Annotated in this window: 14 protein-coding genes, 1 tRNA gene and 1 pseudogene; 8 read left to right on the top strand and 8 right to left on the bottom strand. The window is 63.6% G+C overall.

Features of this window, described 5'->3' with window-relative positions; genetic code table 11:
- Positions 1-5: 5 nt before the first annotated feature.
- Positions 6-179 (bottom strand): PA1571 family protein, encoded by a 174-nt coding sequence (locus OO258_RS13040; RefSeq protein WP_177410763.1) that lies wholly within the window; start codon positions 177-179, stop codon positions 6-8.
- 209 nt (positions 180-388) lie between these two features.
- On the opposite strand from OO258_RS13040, the gene OO258_RS13035 reads away from it, so the two are divergent.
- From OO258_RS13035 to OO258_RS27680, 3 genes and pseudogenes are all read left to right on the top strand, one after another.
- Entirely contained in the window at positions 389-2,152 is a 1,764-nt protein-coding gene (locus OO258_RS13035) for an ABC transporter transmembrane domain-containing protein (protein ID WP_266030888.1), read from the top strand.
- A gap of 120 nt (positions 2,153-2,272) precedes the next feature.
- Positions 2,273-3,007, top strand: a pseudogene (locus OO258_RS27685) (methyl-accepting chemotaxis protein); the annotation flags it as partial.
- Positions 3,008-3,172: 165 nt separating this feature from the next.
- Positions 3,173-3,940, top strand: coding sequence for a methyl-accepting chemotaxis protein (locus OO258_RS27680; protein WP_416309208.1), 768 nt, complete (start codon positions 3,173-3,175; stop codon positions 3,938-3,940).
- A 144-nt stretch (positions 3,941-4,084) separates the two neighbouring features.
- On the opposite strand, the gene OO258_RS13025 is transcribed toward OO258_RS27680, so the two are convergent.
- Both OO258_RS13025 and OO258_RS13020 read right to left on the bottom strand, forming a co-directional pair.
- Positions 4,085-4,161 (bottom strand) — tRNA-Pro (locus OO258_RS13025).
- A 79-nt stretch (positions 4,162-4,240) separates the two neighbouring features.
- On the bottom strand, positions 4,241-4,462 hold the full coding sequence (locus OO258_RS13020) for a YgdI/YgdR family lipoprotein (RefSeq protein ID WP_003248738.1): 222 nt from the start codon (positions 4,460-4,462) through the stop codon (positions 4,241-4,243).
- 186 nt (positions 4,463-4,648) lie between these two features.
- On the opposite strand from OO258_RS13020, the gene moaB reads away from it, so the two are divergent.
- On the top strand, positions 4,649-5,188 hold the full coding sequence (gene moaB / locus OO258_RS13015; protein WP_110745809.1) for a molybdenum cofactor biosynthesis protein B: 540 nt from the start codon (positions 4,649-4,651) through the stop codon (positions 5,186-5,188).
- 22 nt (positions 5,189-5,210) lie between these two features.
- Positions 5,211-6,398 carry a gephyrin-like molybdotransferase Glp gene (gene glp / locus OO258_RS13010; protein WP_266030995.1) on the top strand — a complete coding sequence of 396 codons (1,188 nt, stop codon included), beginning with the start codon at positions 5,211-5,213 and terminating at the stop codon, positions 6,396-6,398.
- Here the strand turns inward: glp and OO258_RS13005 are convergent.
- Positions 6,387-7,634 (bottom strand): glycosyltransferase family 4 protein, encoded by a 1,248-nt coding sequence (locus tag OO258_RS13005; RefSeq protein ID WP_266030882.1) that lies wholly within the window; start codon positions 7,632-7,634, stop codon positions 6,387-6,389. The genes glp and OO258_RS13005 overlap by 12 nt on opposite strands.
- Positions 7,635-7,961: 327 nt before the next feature.
- On the opposite strand from OO258_RS13005, the gene yegS reads away from it, so the two are divergent.
- Positions 7,962-8,849, top strand: coding sequence for a lipid kinase YegS (yegS, locus tag OO258_RS13000; RefSeq protein WP_266030879.1), 888 nt, complete (start codon positions 7,962-7,964; stop codon positions 8,847-8,849).
- Here yegS and OO258_RS12995 read toward each other — a convergent pair.
- The 3 genes from OO258_RS12995 to OO258_RS12985 form a co-directional block, all read right to left on the bottom strand.
- Entirely contained in the window at positions 8,833-9,492 is a 660-nt protein-coding gene (locus OO258_RS12995) for a response regulator (protein WP_266030877.1), read from the bottom strand. The genes yegS and OO258_RS12995 overlap by 17 nt on opposite strands.
- Positions 9,482-10,378 (bottom strand): sensor histidine kinase, encoded by an 897-nt coding sequence (locus OO258_RS12990; protein ID WP_266030993.1) that lies wholly within the window; start codon positions 10,376-10,378, stop codon positions 9,482-9,484. The genes OO258_RS12995 and OO258_RS12990 overlap by 11 nt, the downstream gene beginning before the upstream one ends.
- A 345-nt stretch (positions 10,379-10,723) precedes the next feature.
- Entirely contained in the window at positions 10,724-11,254 is a 531-nt protein-coding gene (locus OO258_RS12985) for a histidine kinase (RefSeq protein ID WP_266030875.1), read from the bottom strand.
- A 350-nt stretch (positions 11,255-11,604) separates the two neighbouring features.
- Here OO258_RS12985 and OO258_RS12980 point away from each other — a divergent pair, with 350 nt between their 5' ends.
- Together OO258_RS12980 and OO258_RS12975 are read left to right on the top strand one after the other, a co-directional pair.
- On the top strand, positions 11,605-12,540 hold the full coding sequence (locus tag OO258_RS12980) for a chemotaxis protein CheV (protein WP_266030873.1): 936 nt from the start codon (positions 11,605-11,607) through the stop codon (positions 12,538-12,540).
- Positions 12,541-12,595: 55 nt separating this feature from the next.
- The gene (locus OO258_RS12975; RefSeq protein WP_266030871.1) at positions 12,596-13,399 is read left to right on the top strand and encodes an MOSC domain-containing protein; all 804 of its coding nucleotides are present in this window, start codon (positions 12,596-12,598) and stop codon (positions 13,397-13,399) included.
- A gap of 67 nt (positions 13,400-13,466) precedes the next feature.
- Here OO258_RS12975 and OO258_RS12970 read toward each other — a convergent pair whose 3' ends face one another.
- Positions 13,467-15,392 carry a transglycosylase SLT domain-containing protein gene (locus OO258_RS12970; RefSeq protein ID WP_110745801.1) on the bottom strand — a complete coding sequence of 642 codons (1,926 nt, stop codon included), beginning with the start codon at positions 15,390-15,392 and terminating at the stop codon, positions 13,467-13,469.
- Positions 15,393-15,595 lie beyond the last annotated feature (203 nt).

Raw genomic sequence — 15,595 nt, 5'->3', positions numbered from 1 at the left:
GCCGATCAACCTTTGCGTACACGCTCGGCCCGGCTTTGTTCCAGGGCTTTGCACGCCTGCTGGATCATCTGCTCGGTGATCGGTACCTCGCGCCCCTGGGCGTCGATGATCGAACCGCACACCTGTGGTTGCGGGGTCGGCCGGGGCTGCTGGTTGTCGCTGCTATGCTGCAAGCTCATGCATGGTCTCCTCATCAGGTGGAAGCTCAGGGTAGCCTTGCACCGTGACTGGCCTGTGACGATGCCCGTATCACGGCAGTACCAGTCCAACAGAAACGCGGTGAAAGCTCCAGAGCCTGGTTAGATCAATAGGCTATAGCAGCCAGCGAGCGTTCCCCGGGCGCTGATGAGTGGTAGTCTGCGGCTTCTCCACCACTGTGGTCGTCGTCATGCCCGAATCGGTTTCCCCGCGTCAACGCCGCGCCTTGCGCCTGGCCTGGCAGTTCGTTCGCCCATACCGCAGGCAGGTGCTGCTGGCCTTGCTGGCGCTGGTGGTGACTGCTGCCATCACCCTGTCGATGGGCCAGGGCATCCGCCTGTTGGTAGACCAAGGCTTCATGACCCGCTCCGCACACCAGCTCAACCAGACTATCGGGCTGTTCCTGCTGCTGGTGCTGGCCCTGGCGGTGGGCACCTTCAGCCGCTTCTACCTGGTGTCGTGGATTGGCGAGCGCTGCGTGGCGGACATCCGGCGTGCCGTGTTCGACCACCTGATCGGCCTGCATCCGGGCTTTTTCGAAGACAACCGCAGCTCGGAGATCCAGTCGCGGCTGACGGCAGACACCACCCTGCTGCAATCGGTCATTGGTTCGTCGCTGTCGATGTTCTTGCGCAATGCGTTGATGGTCATCGGCGGTGTGGTGCTGCTGTTCATCACCAATCCCAAGCTCACCAGCATTGTGGTCGTGGCATTGCCACTGGTGCTGGCGCCGATTTTGCTGTTCGGGCGCCGGGTCCGCAGCCTGTCGCGGCAGAGCCAGGACCGGGTTGCCGATGTGGGCAGCTATGTGGCTGAGACCCTTGGGCAGATCAAGACCGTGCAGGCCTACAACCACCAGGCGCACGACCGCCAACTGTTTGCCGGTACGGTCGAAGCGGCATTTGATGTGGCGCGCAAGCGGATCGCCCAGCGTGCCTGGCTGATCACCCTGGTGATCGTGTTGGTGCTGGGCGCCGTGGGGGTGATGCTGTGGGTCGGTGGCATGGATGTGATCGCTGGGCGGATTTCCGCAGGCGAGCTGGCGGCATTCGTGTTTTACAGCCTGATTGTCGGCAGCGCCTTCGGCACCCTCAGCGAGGTGATCGGCGAGCTGCAGCGTGCCGCGGGCGCCGCCGAGCGCATTGCCGAACTGCTGGCGGCGCGCAGTGCCATCTTGCCTCCCGCCGCTGCACAGGTGCTGCCCCAGCAGCGGGCCCGCGGGCGTATCGAACTTGAGGAGGTGGTGTTCGCCTATCCGTCACGGCCCACGGTGGCGGCGGTCGACGGTCTGAGCCTGGCCATCGAACCCGGGCAGACCGTTGCCTTGGTAGGCCCTTCTGGGGCAGGCAAGTCGACCTTGTTCGACCTGTTGCTGCGCTTTTACGACCCTCAGCAAGGGCGCATCCTGCTCGATGGCCAGCCGCTGACCGAACTGCACCCGGACCAGCTGCGCCAACAGTTCGCCCTCGTTGCCCAGAACCCCGCGCTGTTTCGTGGCACCGTCGAGGCCAACATCCGCTATGGCCGGCCCGCCGCGACATTGGCCGAAGTCGAAGCTGCGGCCCGCGGTGCCCATGCCGACGAATTCATCCGGCAATTACCGCAGGGCTACCAGACACCGCTGGGGGAGGGCGGCATAGGCCTGTCCGGTGGCCAGCGTCAGCGCCTTGCGATTGCCCGGGCCTTGCTGGTCGATGCGCCGATCCTGTTGCTGGACGAAGCCACCAGCGCACTCGACGCGCAAAGCGAATACCTGATCCAGCAAGCATTACCCAGCCTGATGGCCGGGCGTACCACGCTGGTCATCGCCCATCGCCTGGCCACCGTACAGCATGCCGAACGCATCGCGGTCATCGACCAGGGCCGGCTGGTGGCAGTGGGTACCCACCGTCAGTTGATCGAAGACAGCCCGCTGTATGCACGGCTGGCGGCTTTGCAGTTCACCAGTGGCTAGGATGTCGTGGCTTTGTAATATTTCTGTAGCAATTGCTTGAGAGTATCTGCCCCAACTGTTGCGTAAGTGCTCGACCTGGCTGCCATTGCTTGATGGCAGCTTTTTTTTGGCCTGCCAGTCATGGGGGCCGCCCAGCGGCCTCAGCCTTCCCCTCTGGTTCCGAGACCCTCGATGTTGCGTAAATCCCTCAGAGTGCAAATTCTCTCGCTGCTCGGTGGCAGCCTGGTGGCGATGCTGCTGATCGCCCTGGTGTGTTTCCAGTTCCTGTCGTCCAGCGTGCGCGGTTATGCCGAGCTGGTCGACGGGCCTCTGCGGGCTTCGCAATTGATCGACGAAGCCAACCTGCAGTTCAAGATCCAGGTCCAGGAATGGAAGAACGTGCTGCTGCGCGGGCGCCAGCCGGCCGAGCTGGACAAGTACTGGCAGCAGTTCCAGGCGCGTGAGCAACAGGTGCAACAGCTGCTGGGGCAGTTGATCGACAGCAGCGACGCCAGCCTCAAGGCGCCGCTGCAGCAATTGCGTGACAGCCACCAGCAGTTGGGCCGTGCCTATGAGCAGGGCCGCCAGGCGTTTATCGCTGCGGGGGGCGACCCGGTAGCCGGCGACCAGGCAGTGAAGGGGGTGGACCGCGCCGCCAGTGAGCAGATGAGCGAACTGGTCGAGCAATTGCGTGGCGATGCCCGCCAGCGTGCAGCCAGCATCAGTGCCAGTGCCGAGCGCACGGTCTGGCTGGGCGTGCTGGTGATGCTGGCGTCGGCGCTGCTGGTGGGACTGCTCAGCCTGTGGCTGCTCAACCGTAACCTGATCGAGCCGATTCGCCAGTTGATCGAGTACGTTGCGCAGCTCAGCCAGGGCCGTTTTGCCGCGCGGGTCGACAGCCGTCGCGAGGACGAGCTGGGGCGCCTGGCGCGGGCAGCCAATACCTTGCGTGACTTCCTGGCCGACACCGTTGGCCGGCTGCAGGACAACGCCCAGGAACTGGAAGGCGCCAGTGGGCAGTTGCGCAGCATTGCCGGTGACATGGCCCGTGGCACCCACGACCAGTTCCAGCGTACCGACCAGGTGGCCACGGCCATGCACGAAATGTCCGCCACCGCCCAGGAAGTCGCCCGTCACGCCGCCGAAGCTGCGCGCGCGGCGGACGACGCCGACCACAGCGCCCAGGCTGGCGAGCAGGTGATGCAGCAAACCATCGACATCATTGGCCTGGTCAACCGCGAGATTGCCGGCACGGCGGCGGTGATCCGCGACCTGGAGCATGACAGCACGCGCATTGGCAAAGTACTGGAAGTGATCCGCGGCATTGCCGAGCAGACCAACCTGCTGGCGCTCAACGCAGCCATCGAAGCGGCCCGTGCCGGCGAAGCCGGGCGCGGGTTCGCGGTGGTCGCAGATGAAGTGCGTAGCCTGGCCCAACGTACGGCAGCCTCGATTGCCGAGATTCACCAGATCATCGAAGCAGTGCAGTCGGGAGCGGTGGAAGCGGTCAAGGCCATCGAAAGTGGCCAGCAGCGCAGCCAGGAAGGGGCTGAACAGGTCGAGCAGGCCGGGCAGATGCTGCAGCGCATTACCCTGGCCGTGGAAGCAATCCGCGACATGAACCGGCAGATCGCCACGGCGGCCGAAGAGCAGACCAGCGTGGCCGAAGACATTTCCCGCAACCTGATCGAAATTACCCGTATCGCCACGGCCAACCAGGAAGCGGTACAGCATACCGAACAGGCCGGCCAGCGTTTGCATGGCTTGTCGGGGCAACTGGGCGAAGTGACCTCGCGCCTGACCGCTTAAGCGATTGCAGGCCCATCACGGACCCCGGCAGAGCCTGGTGTCGAGGTGGGCCGCAAAGCGCCTGAGGCAAGGCCCGCACCTCGGCTGATGCATTTCCCGGAGACAACAAAAAGCCCGCACAAGGCGGGCTGATTGAGCAGGATCTGGTCGGAGAGACAGGATTCGAACCTGCGGCCTTCTCGTCCCGAACGAGACGCGCTACCTGGCTGCGCTACACTCCGATGAAGAAAATCCTACTGCATCCCGTTTTGGCCGGCAAGCCCTTGTTGTTTAAAGGGTGATTGCCAAACGGGGCGCGGGTCAGAGCTCCTTGACGGTGCGGATCTGGTCCTTGTTCAAGCGCGTGCGCTTGCCATCCAGTTGCTCGAATTCATAGAAGCCGGAGTCTTCGTCGTAGGACGGTTTATCCGTTGCCTGGATCTCGCGGCCATCGTTGAGGGTGATGACGGTTGGGGTCGAGCAGCCGGCAAGAGCGCCCAGGCCCAAAGCGAGCAAAAAGGCAGGAAGGGTCCGTTTGATCATCGTGTTTCTCCAAGTGCGATGGTGCTGGATGACATTTATGACGCGAGACGTTAGTGCAAGTTCATTCCAAGTGCAGCATAGCGACAAATCCATGCTCTTGACCCAGCGCAACCCCGACGGCCGCAACGCGGTAAAAGGTGCGCTGTGATATAACTGCGGCCATCCATCTTCTGGTGACCGACACCCATGAAAGCCAAGGCAGATACCCCCTTCGTGCCGCTGAACATCGCCGTGCTCACGGTCAGCGACACCCGCACTTTCGACACCGACACTTCCGGCCAGATGTTCGTCGACCGCTTGAGCGCAGCCGGCCACCGTTTGGCCGAACGCGTGCTGCTCAAGGACGACTTGTACAAGATTCGCGCTCAGGTCGCTACCTGGATCGCCGACGACACCGTGCAGGTGGTGCTGATTACGGGGGGTACTGGTTTTACCGGCCGCGACAGCACCCCCGAGGCCGTGGCCTGCCTGCTGGACAAGCAGGTGGACGGCTTTGGTGAGCTGTTCCGGCAGATTTCGGTACCCGACATCGGTACCTCCACGGTGCAGTCGCGAGCCCTCGCCGGGCTGGCCAACGGCACCCTGGTGTGCTGCCTGCCGGGCTCGACCAATGCAGTACGTACCGGTTGGGACGGTATCCTCGCCGAGCAGCTCGACGCCCGCCATCGCCCGTGCAACTTCGTGGCGCACCTGAAGCAGGCAGCGGCCTGCGACAGCCGTGGCTGAGGTCCGCCAGGCCCGGCCACTGATGCCGGTGGAGCAGGCCCTGGAGCAACTGCTGGCGTTGGCCGAGGCCGCACCGATCCGGGAGACCGAGAACGTGCCACTGGCGGCGGCCGAAGGCCGCGTGTTGGCCTGCGACCTGATGGCCTCGCTCGACCTGCCGCCCTGGCCGAACAGCGCCATGGACGGTTATGCGTTGCGCCTGGCCGACTGGCACGGCGAGCCGCTGCAGGTCAGCCAGCGGGTTTTCGCCGGCCATGCGCCGCAGCCGCTGCAGCCGGGCACTTGTGCGCGGATCTTTACCGGTGCACCCGTGCCGGAAGGTGCCGACTGCGTCGAGATGCAGGAAAACACCGAAGTACTCGAGGATGGCCGGGTGCGCTTCCTTGAAGCGCTGCAGGCTGAACAGAACATTCGCCCACAAGGCCAGGAAACCCGCAAGGGTGAACAGGTGATGAACGCGGGCACCCGCCTTGGCCCGATCGAACTGGGCCTGGCTGCGACCCTGGGGCATGGCAGCCTGGACGTGGTGCGCAAGGTGAAGGTAGCGGTGCTGTCCACAGGTGACGAACTGGTCGAGCCTGGCCTGCCGCTGGGCCCCGGGCAAATCTACAACAGCAACCGCCGGTTGCTGGTCAGCTGGTTGCAGCGGCTGGGTTGCGACGTGGTTGACGCAGGGATCCTGCCCGATGACCTGGCGCGCACCCGCGCGTGCCTGGCCGGGTTGGGCGATGTCGACCTGATCCTCTCCACCGGCGGGGTTTCGGTGGGCGAGGCCGACTACCTTGGGGCTGCCCTGCGCGAAGCCGGTGAGCTGGCGTTGTGGAAGCTGGCGATCAAGCCGGGCAAGCCGCTGACCTTTGGCCACTTCCAGGGTGTGCCGGTGATCGGCCTGCCGGGTAACCCAGCGTCGACCCTGGTTACCTTCGGCCTGCTGACCCGTCCGTACCTGTTGCGGCGCCAGGGGGTGGCCGATGTGACCCCCCTGCGTTTCGACATGCCGGCGGGTTTTGACTGGCCCAAGCCTGGTACGCGCCGCGAATACTTGCGTGCGCGCATCGAGCAGGGCCAGGTGCGCATCTACAAGAACCAGAGCTCGGGTGTGTTGCGTAGCGCAGCCTGGGCCGAAGGGCTGGTGGAAGTGCGCGAAGGCAGTACGCCGAAACCGGGCGACAGCGTCCCCTTCATCCCTTTCAGCGAGCTACTTGGCTGAGCGGCCTAGCCAGGAACCACCCAGCGGTGCGGCTTCGGCCGGCGCTGTCTGGGTCAGGCGCATGTGCACGTTTTCCAGCTGCTGGGCGGCTACGCTCCAGTCGTGACGCTGGCGGGCGAACTGGCGACCGGCATCGCTCAACTGGCTCATGCGCCAAGGCTGGTTAAGCAGTTGGGTGATCAGCAACGCCAGTTGGTCACCATCATCACTGCCCAGGTAGTGCTCGCCATTGTTCGCAGCCAGGCCTGAAACGCCTTTGCCGGTGGTGATCACCGGCAAGCCGGCAGCCATCGCTTCGAGAATCTTCACCTTAGAGCCACCGGCGTAGCGCAGTGGGGCGAAGAACAGTGCCGAGCGCCGTTGCAGCTCTCGCAGGTCCGGGCGGTAACCAAACCATTCGATGCGCGGGTCGTTCCAGTGCAGTTTCCAGCTGGCCGGCATGGCATGCCCGGCAATGGCCAGGCGAACCGCAGGGTTGCTCATCCACACTTGCGGCATGATATCTTCCAGCGCCCATTCTATGGCCTCCAGGTTGGCGCCATACTCAAAATTGCCGACAAACAACAGGCGCTGGCTGTGCAGTGCAGGTTGTACGTGCTGATAGAAATCACAGTCCACGCCATTGACCACCACGTTGACCGGGCGCCCGCTGATCTGCGCAATCAGCTCGGCATCGTGGGCACTCACTGCCACCAGCTCGGTGGGCTGGCGCAGCACGCGGTGCTCCCAGCGCCGGTAGCGCCAGCGGTCGAATGCGTTGAGCGGTCGTAGCCACAGCGGCAGGCGGTCGTGGCAGGCGCCACCCATGACCGACTCCAGGGTGTGCTCGCTGAGCATGTAGGGCACACTGCGGGCCTGCAGGGCCTTTTCGAAAGGTTGGAAACTGTAGCTGTGCTCGATCTGGATCACGTCCCAAGGTTCGTCCAGCAGTTGTTCGAAGCGGTGCCGCAGGCAAGGCGACAAGCCGTTGATGATTGCCCGCATGGGGTAGTCGATGATCGGAGACGCGAGCAGGTTGAGCGGGCTGTGCAGCGGCCGCCGCGGCACAACGATCAAGCGCTCGAGCAACGGTTCCAAGGCATCGCGCGCACTGTCGTTGAGGGGGATTTTCGACTGCACCAGCAAGGTAATCCGGTGGCCGCGCTGGGCCAGTGCACGCATCAGGTGGTATTGCCGGGTCTTGCTGCCGCTGGTGGTTGGCCAGGGCAGGTAAGGCAGTGTCCAGAGAATGCGCATGACCCGGAATCCTCATTGACGGCAGCAGATGGCAAGACGCGCCCGCGGCAGTGTTCAGGCAACACTGCCGGGAGGCGCGTCCATGGCTAAGATCGAGGCAGGCCTGGGCATCGGAAAGTCAAAAGGCTGACTCGCCTGAGTTGATTCCCTGCTCAGGTCAAAAACTTGTCAAAGGTTCATTAGCAGAGCATAGCCGCGCATTGCCGGCCGTGTGAAAAATGCCAGCATTTTCCTGAGCCCGGAGACCCTGTTTTTTGGGGCGCATGCAACGATCCCTGTATGCCTGTGGTCGAGATAGGGGTTGGCCAACTTCACGGAGACGCGCACATGCAAGAGCGCAAGGCAATGCTGGTCCTGCATGGCAAGCAGGCAATGAACGAAGAGTTGCGCAGTGCCGTGAGCGACCTGCGCGACAGCGGCTGGGTGCTCGATGTGCGGGTTACCTGGGAGGCGGGTGACGCCCAGCGCCTGGTGGCCGAGGCGCTGGCGGCGGGCTACACGCATATCGTCGCCGGTGGTGGCGATGGCACGTTGCGTGATGTGGCCGAGGCCATGGGCCAGGCGGGTACCGATGCCAGCCTGGTCTTGCTGCCGCTGGGCACGGCCAACGATTTCGCCAAGGCTGCCGGCATCCCCCTGGAGCCAGCTTCGGCGCTGGCCCTGCTGAATGTCGACCCGCAGCCGATAGACCTGGGGCAGGCCGGCGACCAACTGTTCCTGAACATGGCCACGGGCGGCTTTGGCAGCCAGGTCACGGCCAATACCTCCGAAGACCTGAAGAAAGTGCTGGGTGCTGCTGCCTACCTGTTCACCGGCTTGTCGCGCTTCAGTGAACTGCAGGCCGCGTCGGTAGAGCTGCAAGGGCCGGAATTTCACTGGCAGGGGCCACTGCTGGCGCTGGGTATCGGTAATGGCCGCCAGGCTGGCGGAGGGCAAGTGCTGTGCCCCGAGGCGGTGGTCAACGACGGCTTGCTGGATATCGCCATCCTCCCTGCACCGCAAGAGGTGGTCGGGGCGTTACGCGACCTGTTGGCTGGCGATGGCCTTTTCGTCCGGGCGAGGTTGCCTTGGGTCGAGATCAAGAGCTCTCAGGGGCTGGATATCAACCTCGATGGCGAACCCTTGCAGGCTGACAACCTGCGCTTTCAGGCCCGGCCCGCAGCGTTGCGCCTGCACTTGCCGGCCGGGTCGCCGTTGCTCAGTCGTCCAGGCTGATGATCTTTTCGCGCACGGCGAACAGCACCAGGCCTGCCACGTCATGAATCTGCAGGCGCTTCATGATCTGCGAGCGGTGGGTTTCCACGGTCTTGATTGAAAGGCTCAGGCCCGCAGCGATTTCCCGGGTCGATTTACCCCGCACGATGAGGCGCAGGATTTCCAGCTGCCGCGCAGTCAGTGTGTGCCGTTCGCCGGCCACTGGCTTGCCCTGCCTGGAGTGCCGCAGTGCCTGGTTGATGACCGTGTGGGCGATGGCCGGGCTTAGGTAGCGCTCGCCGTTGCGCACTGCCACCAGTGCTTGCTCCAGTTCGGTGGCGCTGGTGTCCTTGAGCAAATAGCCGTGGGCACCGCTTTCCAGAGCGCGCATGATCAGGTCCGGGTCGGTATGCATCGAAAGGATCAGCACCTTGCAGGTGTTGCCGCTGGCCCGCAGGTGAGTGAGGGCATCCAGGCCGCTGGTCGAACGCATCGAGATGTCCAGCAAGACAATGTCAGGCGCCAGCGTGCGAACCTGGTCCAGCAGCTGGCTGCCATCGTCGGCTTCACCGATCACTTCATAGCCCGGGATGTCGCAGACCAGCGCGCGCACCCCGGCGCGGATCAGCGAGTGATCGTCTACCAGCAGCAGTCTATAGGTCATGGGCGGCACTACTCCGGGCGCGTTGCTGGGTGCGCGGCGGCCATGGAAACACCGCCTCGATCTGCGTGCCGAGGCCAGGCTGGCTGGTGATGTCGAGGCTACCCTGCAGCGCGGTTACCCGCTCCTGCATGCCGGCCAGGCCGCGCTGGCCAGCCTCGGCCGGGTGGCGAGCGGGCACAAAGCCGACGCCATCGTCGTGGATCGCCAACGCCAGCCCCTCGGGCGTGCGCTGCAGGCGGATGACCAGGTTGTGTGCCTTGGCGTGACGCAGCATGTTGGTAACCGCCTCCTGGGTGATACGGAACACGGCCATGGCCACAGCCTCGTCAATGCCGCCCAGGCGCTGGTTGCAAGCCAGGCTCCAATGCACGCTGGAGCTGGCCAGGGTACGTACCAGATGGGCGCGCAGGCTGGGTTCCAGGCCAAGGCTGGCCAGCTGCCGGGGGTTGAGCAGGGCGGATACGTCGCGCACGTTGCCCAGGGTGTCATCCAGGGTGTTGCGCAGGGCGTCGCAGTGGCCTTGCAGTTCGTCGGGCATGCGCCGTTGCAGCCATTGCAATTGCAGCTTGGCGGCGGTGAGCGACTGGCCGATGTCGTCGTGCAGCTCCCGGCTCAGGTGCTGGCGTTCATCTTCCTGCACCTTGAGCATGCGCTCGGCCAGCTCTGCCGGGCGCAGGCTGATCGACCTGGCGCCCAGGCCCAGCTGCACGGCGGCGCCCACCGTGGCGGCCAGTTGCAGCAGCAGCAAGCTGGCCGGGATCGCCTGGCTGGCCAGGTACAGCGCCACATTGGCCCCCAGCGAGGCCACCCACAGCCCGGCCGTTGCCCAGCGCAGCAGGGCAGTGCGGGAGACGCAACGCAAAGTAGTCTTCAAGCGTGGGAACATAGTTAGGGAAGCCACTGAAGTATTGCTGATGGTGGGCCTTGCACAATGCTGGTCAGAGGCTTTGGCGCAGTACTTTCGATGTTTTTCTGAGCGCGTGATCTTGCAACTTTTGTGCGGCTCGCAAGCGTTTGTGGGGGCGCATGTTACCACTTCGGATTGCATCGGTCGCGGCTGGGAAACCCTTTGAAACGCCTACTGGCCGGGCATTTTGGGGTAGCAAAGTGCCACCCTTGAATCGAGTGCTGCGCACCGTACGGCAACTAGCGTGGCAACGGTGCAACTTCGCCCATGAAGAACTTGCAGAACTTTCCAAGTTCGACCGGTGCCGGGCTGCAATACACGTACTTAGTTGCACTTGGCTGCAGGTTGATGCGACGGGTGCGGGCGCCCGGCACGCGTGCCGGCTGCCACGTCAGCATGCGGGTGAATGCAAGGGCTACCGTGCTCATCGCAAGCGGCACAGGCTGGCGCGAAGGGTTGCTGTACAGCTTTGGCCAACTCGCCCAGCAAGACCAGTTGCTCGCCAATATCCAGGTTCAGCCGCCCGGTCCGGGGGTCGACCAGCTCCAGCTGCCACGCCAGCAGGGTAAGGCAGGCCTGTACCGCAGGCAGGGCTTCACGTTGCAGGCAGCCGCCGTGGCAGGCCGGGGCCAGCAACTGCTGCAGGGCGCTTGAGTAATGGGCTACTTCACGCAGGCCCAGGCGTGTGGCCTGGCGAGCGAGGCCGTCGAGGGTATTTTCCAGGCAGCGGCAGGCATCCGGATCGTTATCGATCAGTTCCAGATGCCGCAGGCATTCATGCGCCTGGGTCAGCAGCACCTGGGCATCAAGCAGAAAACCCCGCAAGGCTTCATCGAACGATAAGGCAGAGTCCACCATCAGCGCCCCGCGCGTGGCATGGGCGCAGGGGATGAGCACGCCGAAACGATAGCTAGCAAAAGCCTGACTCCATTCATGCAGTGAGAATGGCGTCACATTAATGGCTAAAGGATATCGCGAATATCAGGTTGCACCTGATTACTGGTAAGGGTTTCCCTGATAAGCGGCACGGGTGCGGAACTTTTATCAGGTGCTTGATTGGCCTGCAGTGCCTTGAGTTAAGCATGATGGTAAAGTGATATCAATTGGTTGCGCGGCATTTTCCCGCAAGGGTCAAGGTGTGCGTGAAGCCGCCGATACAGGGTGGATGACTTTACATTTCTCGACTCAAGCCTGGGGGCTTTTCAATGGCAGGCATTCTCGACACGGTAGACCAACGCACGCAACTGGTGGGTGAGAACCGCCTGGAAATCCTGATGTTTCGCCTGGCCGGTCGGCAGTTGTTCGCGATCAACGTGTTCAAGGTGCAGGAAGTCCTGCAACTGCCCAAGCTGACCCTGATGCCTCAGCGCCATGCCTTCGTCTGCGGGGTGGTAAACCTGCGTGGGCAGACGCTGCCGGTGATCGACCTGTCCCAGGCGATCGGCATGCGCCCGCTGCAGCCAGGGCCAGACAGCACCATCATTGTCACCGAATACAACCGGTCGGTGCAGGCCTTCCTGGTGGGCGGTGTCGACCGCATCGTCAATATGAACTGGGAGTCGATCATGCCGCCGCCGACCAGTGCCGGACGCCAGCATTACCTGACCGCTATCACCAAGGTCGACGACAAGTTGGTGGAAGTGATCGATGTGGAGAAGGTGCTCGCCGAGATCGTGCCGTACAACGCACGGGTGTCCGGCGAGAAACTGGCCGACCCGGTGCTGGCCCGGGCGCGTGGCCGCGAAGTGTTGCTGGTGGACGACTCCAGTGTGGCCTTGGCGCAATTGCGTGACACCCTGTCCCAGCTTGGCGTGAAACTGCATGTGGCCAGTGATGGCCTGAAGGCGCTACGCATGCTCAAGGGCTGGGCCGATGCCGGCGAGGACGTGTGCGAGAAGCTGCTGATGGTGTTTACCGACGCCGAAATGCCGGAAATGGACGGCTACCGGTTGACCACCGAGATTCGTAGCGATGCGCGCCTGCGTCAGCTCTATGTGGTGCTGCATACTTCGTTGTCGGGCAGTTTCAACGAATCGATGGTGAAGAAGGTGGGCTGCGACAACTTCCTGTCCAAGTTCCAGCCCGATCGCCTGGTCGACGTGGTCAAGCAGCGGCTGCTGATGGACATCGCCTCTGCGTGATCCGGGGGCCGGCCAGGTATAAGCTTGGCTTTTGGCATGACGCGAGGCGGCAGGGATGTTTCTCAGTGAGTTGTATCGGTACCCGGTGAAGTCGGGGCGGGCGCAAGGTCTGCAGGCTTCAGCGGTTGGCTGTTTGGGGCTGCAGGGTGACCGGCGCTGGATGGTAGTGGAGGAAGAAAACGGACGCTTCCTGACCCAGCGCGCCTGGCCACAGCTTGGCCGCATCGAAGCGCATAACGACGACAATGGCCAGTTATTGCTGCAGGCCCCGGGGCAGGCGCCCTTGCGCGTGGCGGTGCCGCCTGCCGACGAAGCCCTGCGTGGCGTGACCATCTGGCGCGATACCCTACGCGTTCCGGACGCTGGCGATGCGGCGGCAGGTTGGTTGAGCGCGTTGCTGGGCAAGGCCGTTCGCCTGGTACATTGCCCGGAGCAGCGTGCGCGTTACCTGCCCAATGGTTATGGTCTCAACAGTGATCGGGCGGCGTTTCCCGACGGGTTCCCGTTGCTGCTGATTGGCCAGGGCTCGCTGGACGAGCTGAGCCGGCGTATCGGCCGGCCCATGGAAATGCTGCGCTTTCGGCCTAATTTGGTGGTGCAGGGGGCTGAGCCATTTGCCGAGGATGGCTGGAAACGGATTCGCATTGGCAGCCTGGAATTCCGGGTGCTCAAGCCCAGTGTGCGGTGCATCTTCACGACCATCGATCCGGCCACCGGTGAGCGCAGCGCTGACCGTGAGCCTATGGCTACGCTGAAGACGTTCCGCGAAAAGGAAGGCGACGTGCTGTTCGGCCAAAACCTGGCGGTGGATGGCAGCGGGCGGTTGGACGTTGGGATGCAGGTAGAAGTCCTGGAGTAGCGATGTTGCCGTTACCGGCCCTATCGCCGTCAAGCCAGCGATAGGGTCGGTACAGGCTCAGCAACAATCACATGTCATCGAAATACCGCTCATGCCAGTCCACCAGCGGCTGCGGTGAGTTCAGCTTTTGCCCGTAGATGACCGAATACGACAGTACGTTTTGCACGTACTGGCGGGTCTCGTCGAACGGAATCGACTCCACCCATACATCGAAGCTCAGATGCTTGGCCCCTTTGAGCCATTGGCGAACGCGCCCCGGCCCGGCGTTGTAAGCCGCCGAGGCCAGCACCCGGTTGCCGTTGAACTGGCTGTGCACCTGGCTCAGGTAGGCTGCACCCAGCTGGATGTTCTTGTCCGGGTTGAGCACCTGCGCCGGTGATGCCAGCGGAATGCTGAACTTGCGCGCGGTTTCCTTGGCGGTGGCCGGCATGAGCTGCATCAGGCCGCTGGCGCCCACTGGCGAGCGGGCATCCTCCATGAAGGCACTTTCCTGGCGGGTGATGGCGAACACCCAGCTCGAATGCAGGCCGCGTACCTTGGCTTCACGCACGAGGGTGTCGCGGTGGGCCATCGGGAAGCGGATGTCCAGGTCGTCCCAATACTGCGCCTGGCTGATGGTGCGGATGGCCGGGAAGTACCAGCGCAATTCATAACCCAGACGGGCCTGGGCGACCATCTCGTCGCGGGTGAAGTGGCGGCTGACGTGGTACCACTCGCGGCGCCCTTCGACGATCTGGCCGCGGGCGTGGAATTCCAGTGCGCGCTGAATGCCCGGTGTGTTACGCACCTTCTTGACCAGTTGCGGGCTCAGCAGCAGCGGCTTGTTGTTCAACTGATACGGGGTCTGGGCCCGGTCGGCAGCGAGGAAACCATAGAAATCACGCTCACGCGCCACGGTTTTGTACAGCAACGGGATCTGCGGGTTGTTCGGCTGTGCCAGTTCCAGGCTGCGTGCCTGCCAGTACTTCCAGCGGCTACTGCTGGCCAGGTCCTGGGGCAGGCGCTTGGTCAACGTGTAGGCGTCTTCCCAGCGGCCCAGGCGCAGCAGCAAGCGCAGGCGCCATTCGCTGACGGTGTTGTCACGCAGCTCGGGGTCGTAGCGGGTCATCAGGTCGAGCGCGCGCGGGTCGTAGCGGCGGGCGAGGGTCAGGCCGATTTCGCGGGCGATGGCCACCTTCTCGTCGCGAGAAAAGTGCATGCGCTGGGCGTAATCGTCAAGCAGCGCCATGGCCTGCTCCGGATTTTGCCGCGCCAGGCGGCGCAGGCCGAGGCTGACTACGTCGGCCATCGCTTCGTTGGCCGGGGTGAAGCGCGATGGCTGGTTGAGCAGCTCGGGCTTCTGCGCCACGTCAACCAGCAGACGCCCTTGCGGAGCAAGGGTGGTCAGGGTCTTGACCAGGTTGTTGGCCAGGCCGTAGTTGCGTGCCTGGGCGGCCAGCTTGGTACGATGCCAGCGCTTGCTCTCGGTCAGCTGGCCTTCGGCTGCCCACATGCCGAACAGCGTATCGCACGCGGCAGGTTGTGACTTGCCCACGTTCCACAGCTTGTCAGCGGTGGCGTTGCCTTCGGCGCGCAGGCCATGGCTGAGCTGGTACTGGCCGTTGAGGCAGTCCAGTTCGGTGAAGTTGAGCTTGGGGTCGTAATACTTGACGAAGGTGTCCCATTCGCCGCGTTCGGCCAGCCAGCGCAACCAGCGCAGTTTCATCCAGTTGGCCTGGGGCAGGTCGCCATGCTTGGCGAGGAAGGCTTCGATTTCCTGGTTGCTGGCGCTTTTCAGGCGTGCGGTGAGTTCGTCATAGGCCAGGTATGGGGTGAGCGGGTAGTCGCTAAGGGCCTGGGCGTAGCGCAGGTACGGGCCTTTGTCGCCCTTGGCCAGCGCACGCTTGGCCTCGTCATAATACTGGCGTTGCAGGGTCAGGTCGGTGGCCTGCGCCGCGCAGGTGGCAGCGGTAAGCAGCAGGCAGGATGCAATATGTAACAGGCGGCTGCGCATGATACGTCCGGGCAGTTGAACCATGGGGAAGTGACGGCGGAGCCAGCACTGTTGGAAGCTATTGCCTTAGCTTAGCTGTTTGCCGGCGGCGGGTGAAAGCACTGTGCTTGTATCGGGATATTAAGTACGACCAGCTGTCACTGACTGCTCGGCGGTTGGCCTGGCGGATGCCGTCGGGGGCCAAGTCAGGTAGAATGCGCCCC

The organism is Pseudomonas sp. DCB_BI (assembly GCF_026240995.1).
Lineage (GTDB): Bacteria > Pseudomonadota > Gammaproteobacteria > Pseudomonadales > Pseudomonadaceae > Aquipseudomonas.
This window is presented reverse-complemented; position numbering and strand designations above follow the sequence as displayed.

Coding starts and splice junctions, on each gene's coding strand:
- OO258_RS12975 (WP_266030871.1), top strand. CDS start 12,596: ATGTTTCTCAGTGAGTTGTATCGGTACCCGGTGAAGTCGGGGCGGGCG.
- OO258_RS12995 (WP_266030877.1), bottom strand. CDS start 9,492: ATGACCTATAGACTGCTGCTGGTAGACGATCACTCGCTGATCCGCGCC.
- OO258_RS12980 (WP_266030873.1), top strand. CDS start 11,605: ATGGCAGGCATTCTCGACACGGTAGACCAACGCACGCAACTGGTGGGT.
- OO258_RS27680 (WP_416309208.1), top strand. CDS start 3,173: ATGGCCCGTGGCACCCACGACCAGTTCCAGCGTACCGACCAGGTGGCC.
- yegS (WP_266030879.1), top strand. CDS start 7,962: ATGCAAGAGCGCAAGGCAATGCTGGTCCTGCATGGCAAGCAGGCAATG.
- OO258_RS13040 (WP_177410763.1), bottom strand. CDS start 179: ATGAGCTTGCAGCATAGCAGCGACAACCAGCAGCCCCGGCCGACCCCG.
- moaB (WP_110745809.1), top strand. CDS start 4,649: ATGAAAGCCAAGGCAGATACCCCCTTCGTGCCGCTGAACATCGCCGTG.
- OO258_RS13035 (WP_266030888.1), top strand. CDS start 389: ATGCCCGAATCGGTTTCCCCGCGTCAACGCCGCGCCTTGCGCCTGGCC.
- OO258_RS13020 (WP_003248738.1), bottom strand. CDS start 4,462: ATGATCAAACGGACCCTTCCTGCCTTTTTGCTCGCTTTGGGCCTGGGC.
- OO258_RS13005 (WP_266030882.1), bottom strand. CDS start 7,634: ATGCGCATTCTCTGGACACTGCCTTACCTGCCCTGGCCAACCACCAGC.
- OO258_RS12990 (WP_266030993.1), bottom strand. CDS start 10,378: ATGTTCCCACGCTTGAAGACTACTTTGCGTTGCGTCTCCCGCACTGCC.
- OO258_RS12970 (WP_110745801.1), bottom strand. CDS start 15,392: ATGCGCAGCCGCCTGTTACATATTGCATCCTGCCTGCTGCTTACCGCT.
- glp (WP_266030995.1), top strand. CDS start 5,211: ATGCCGGTGGAGCAGGCCCTGGAGCAACTGCTGGCGTTGGCCGAGGCC.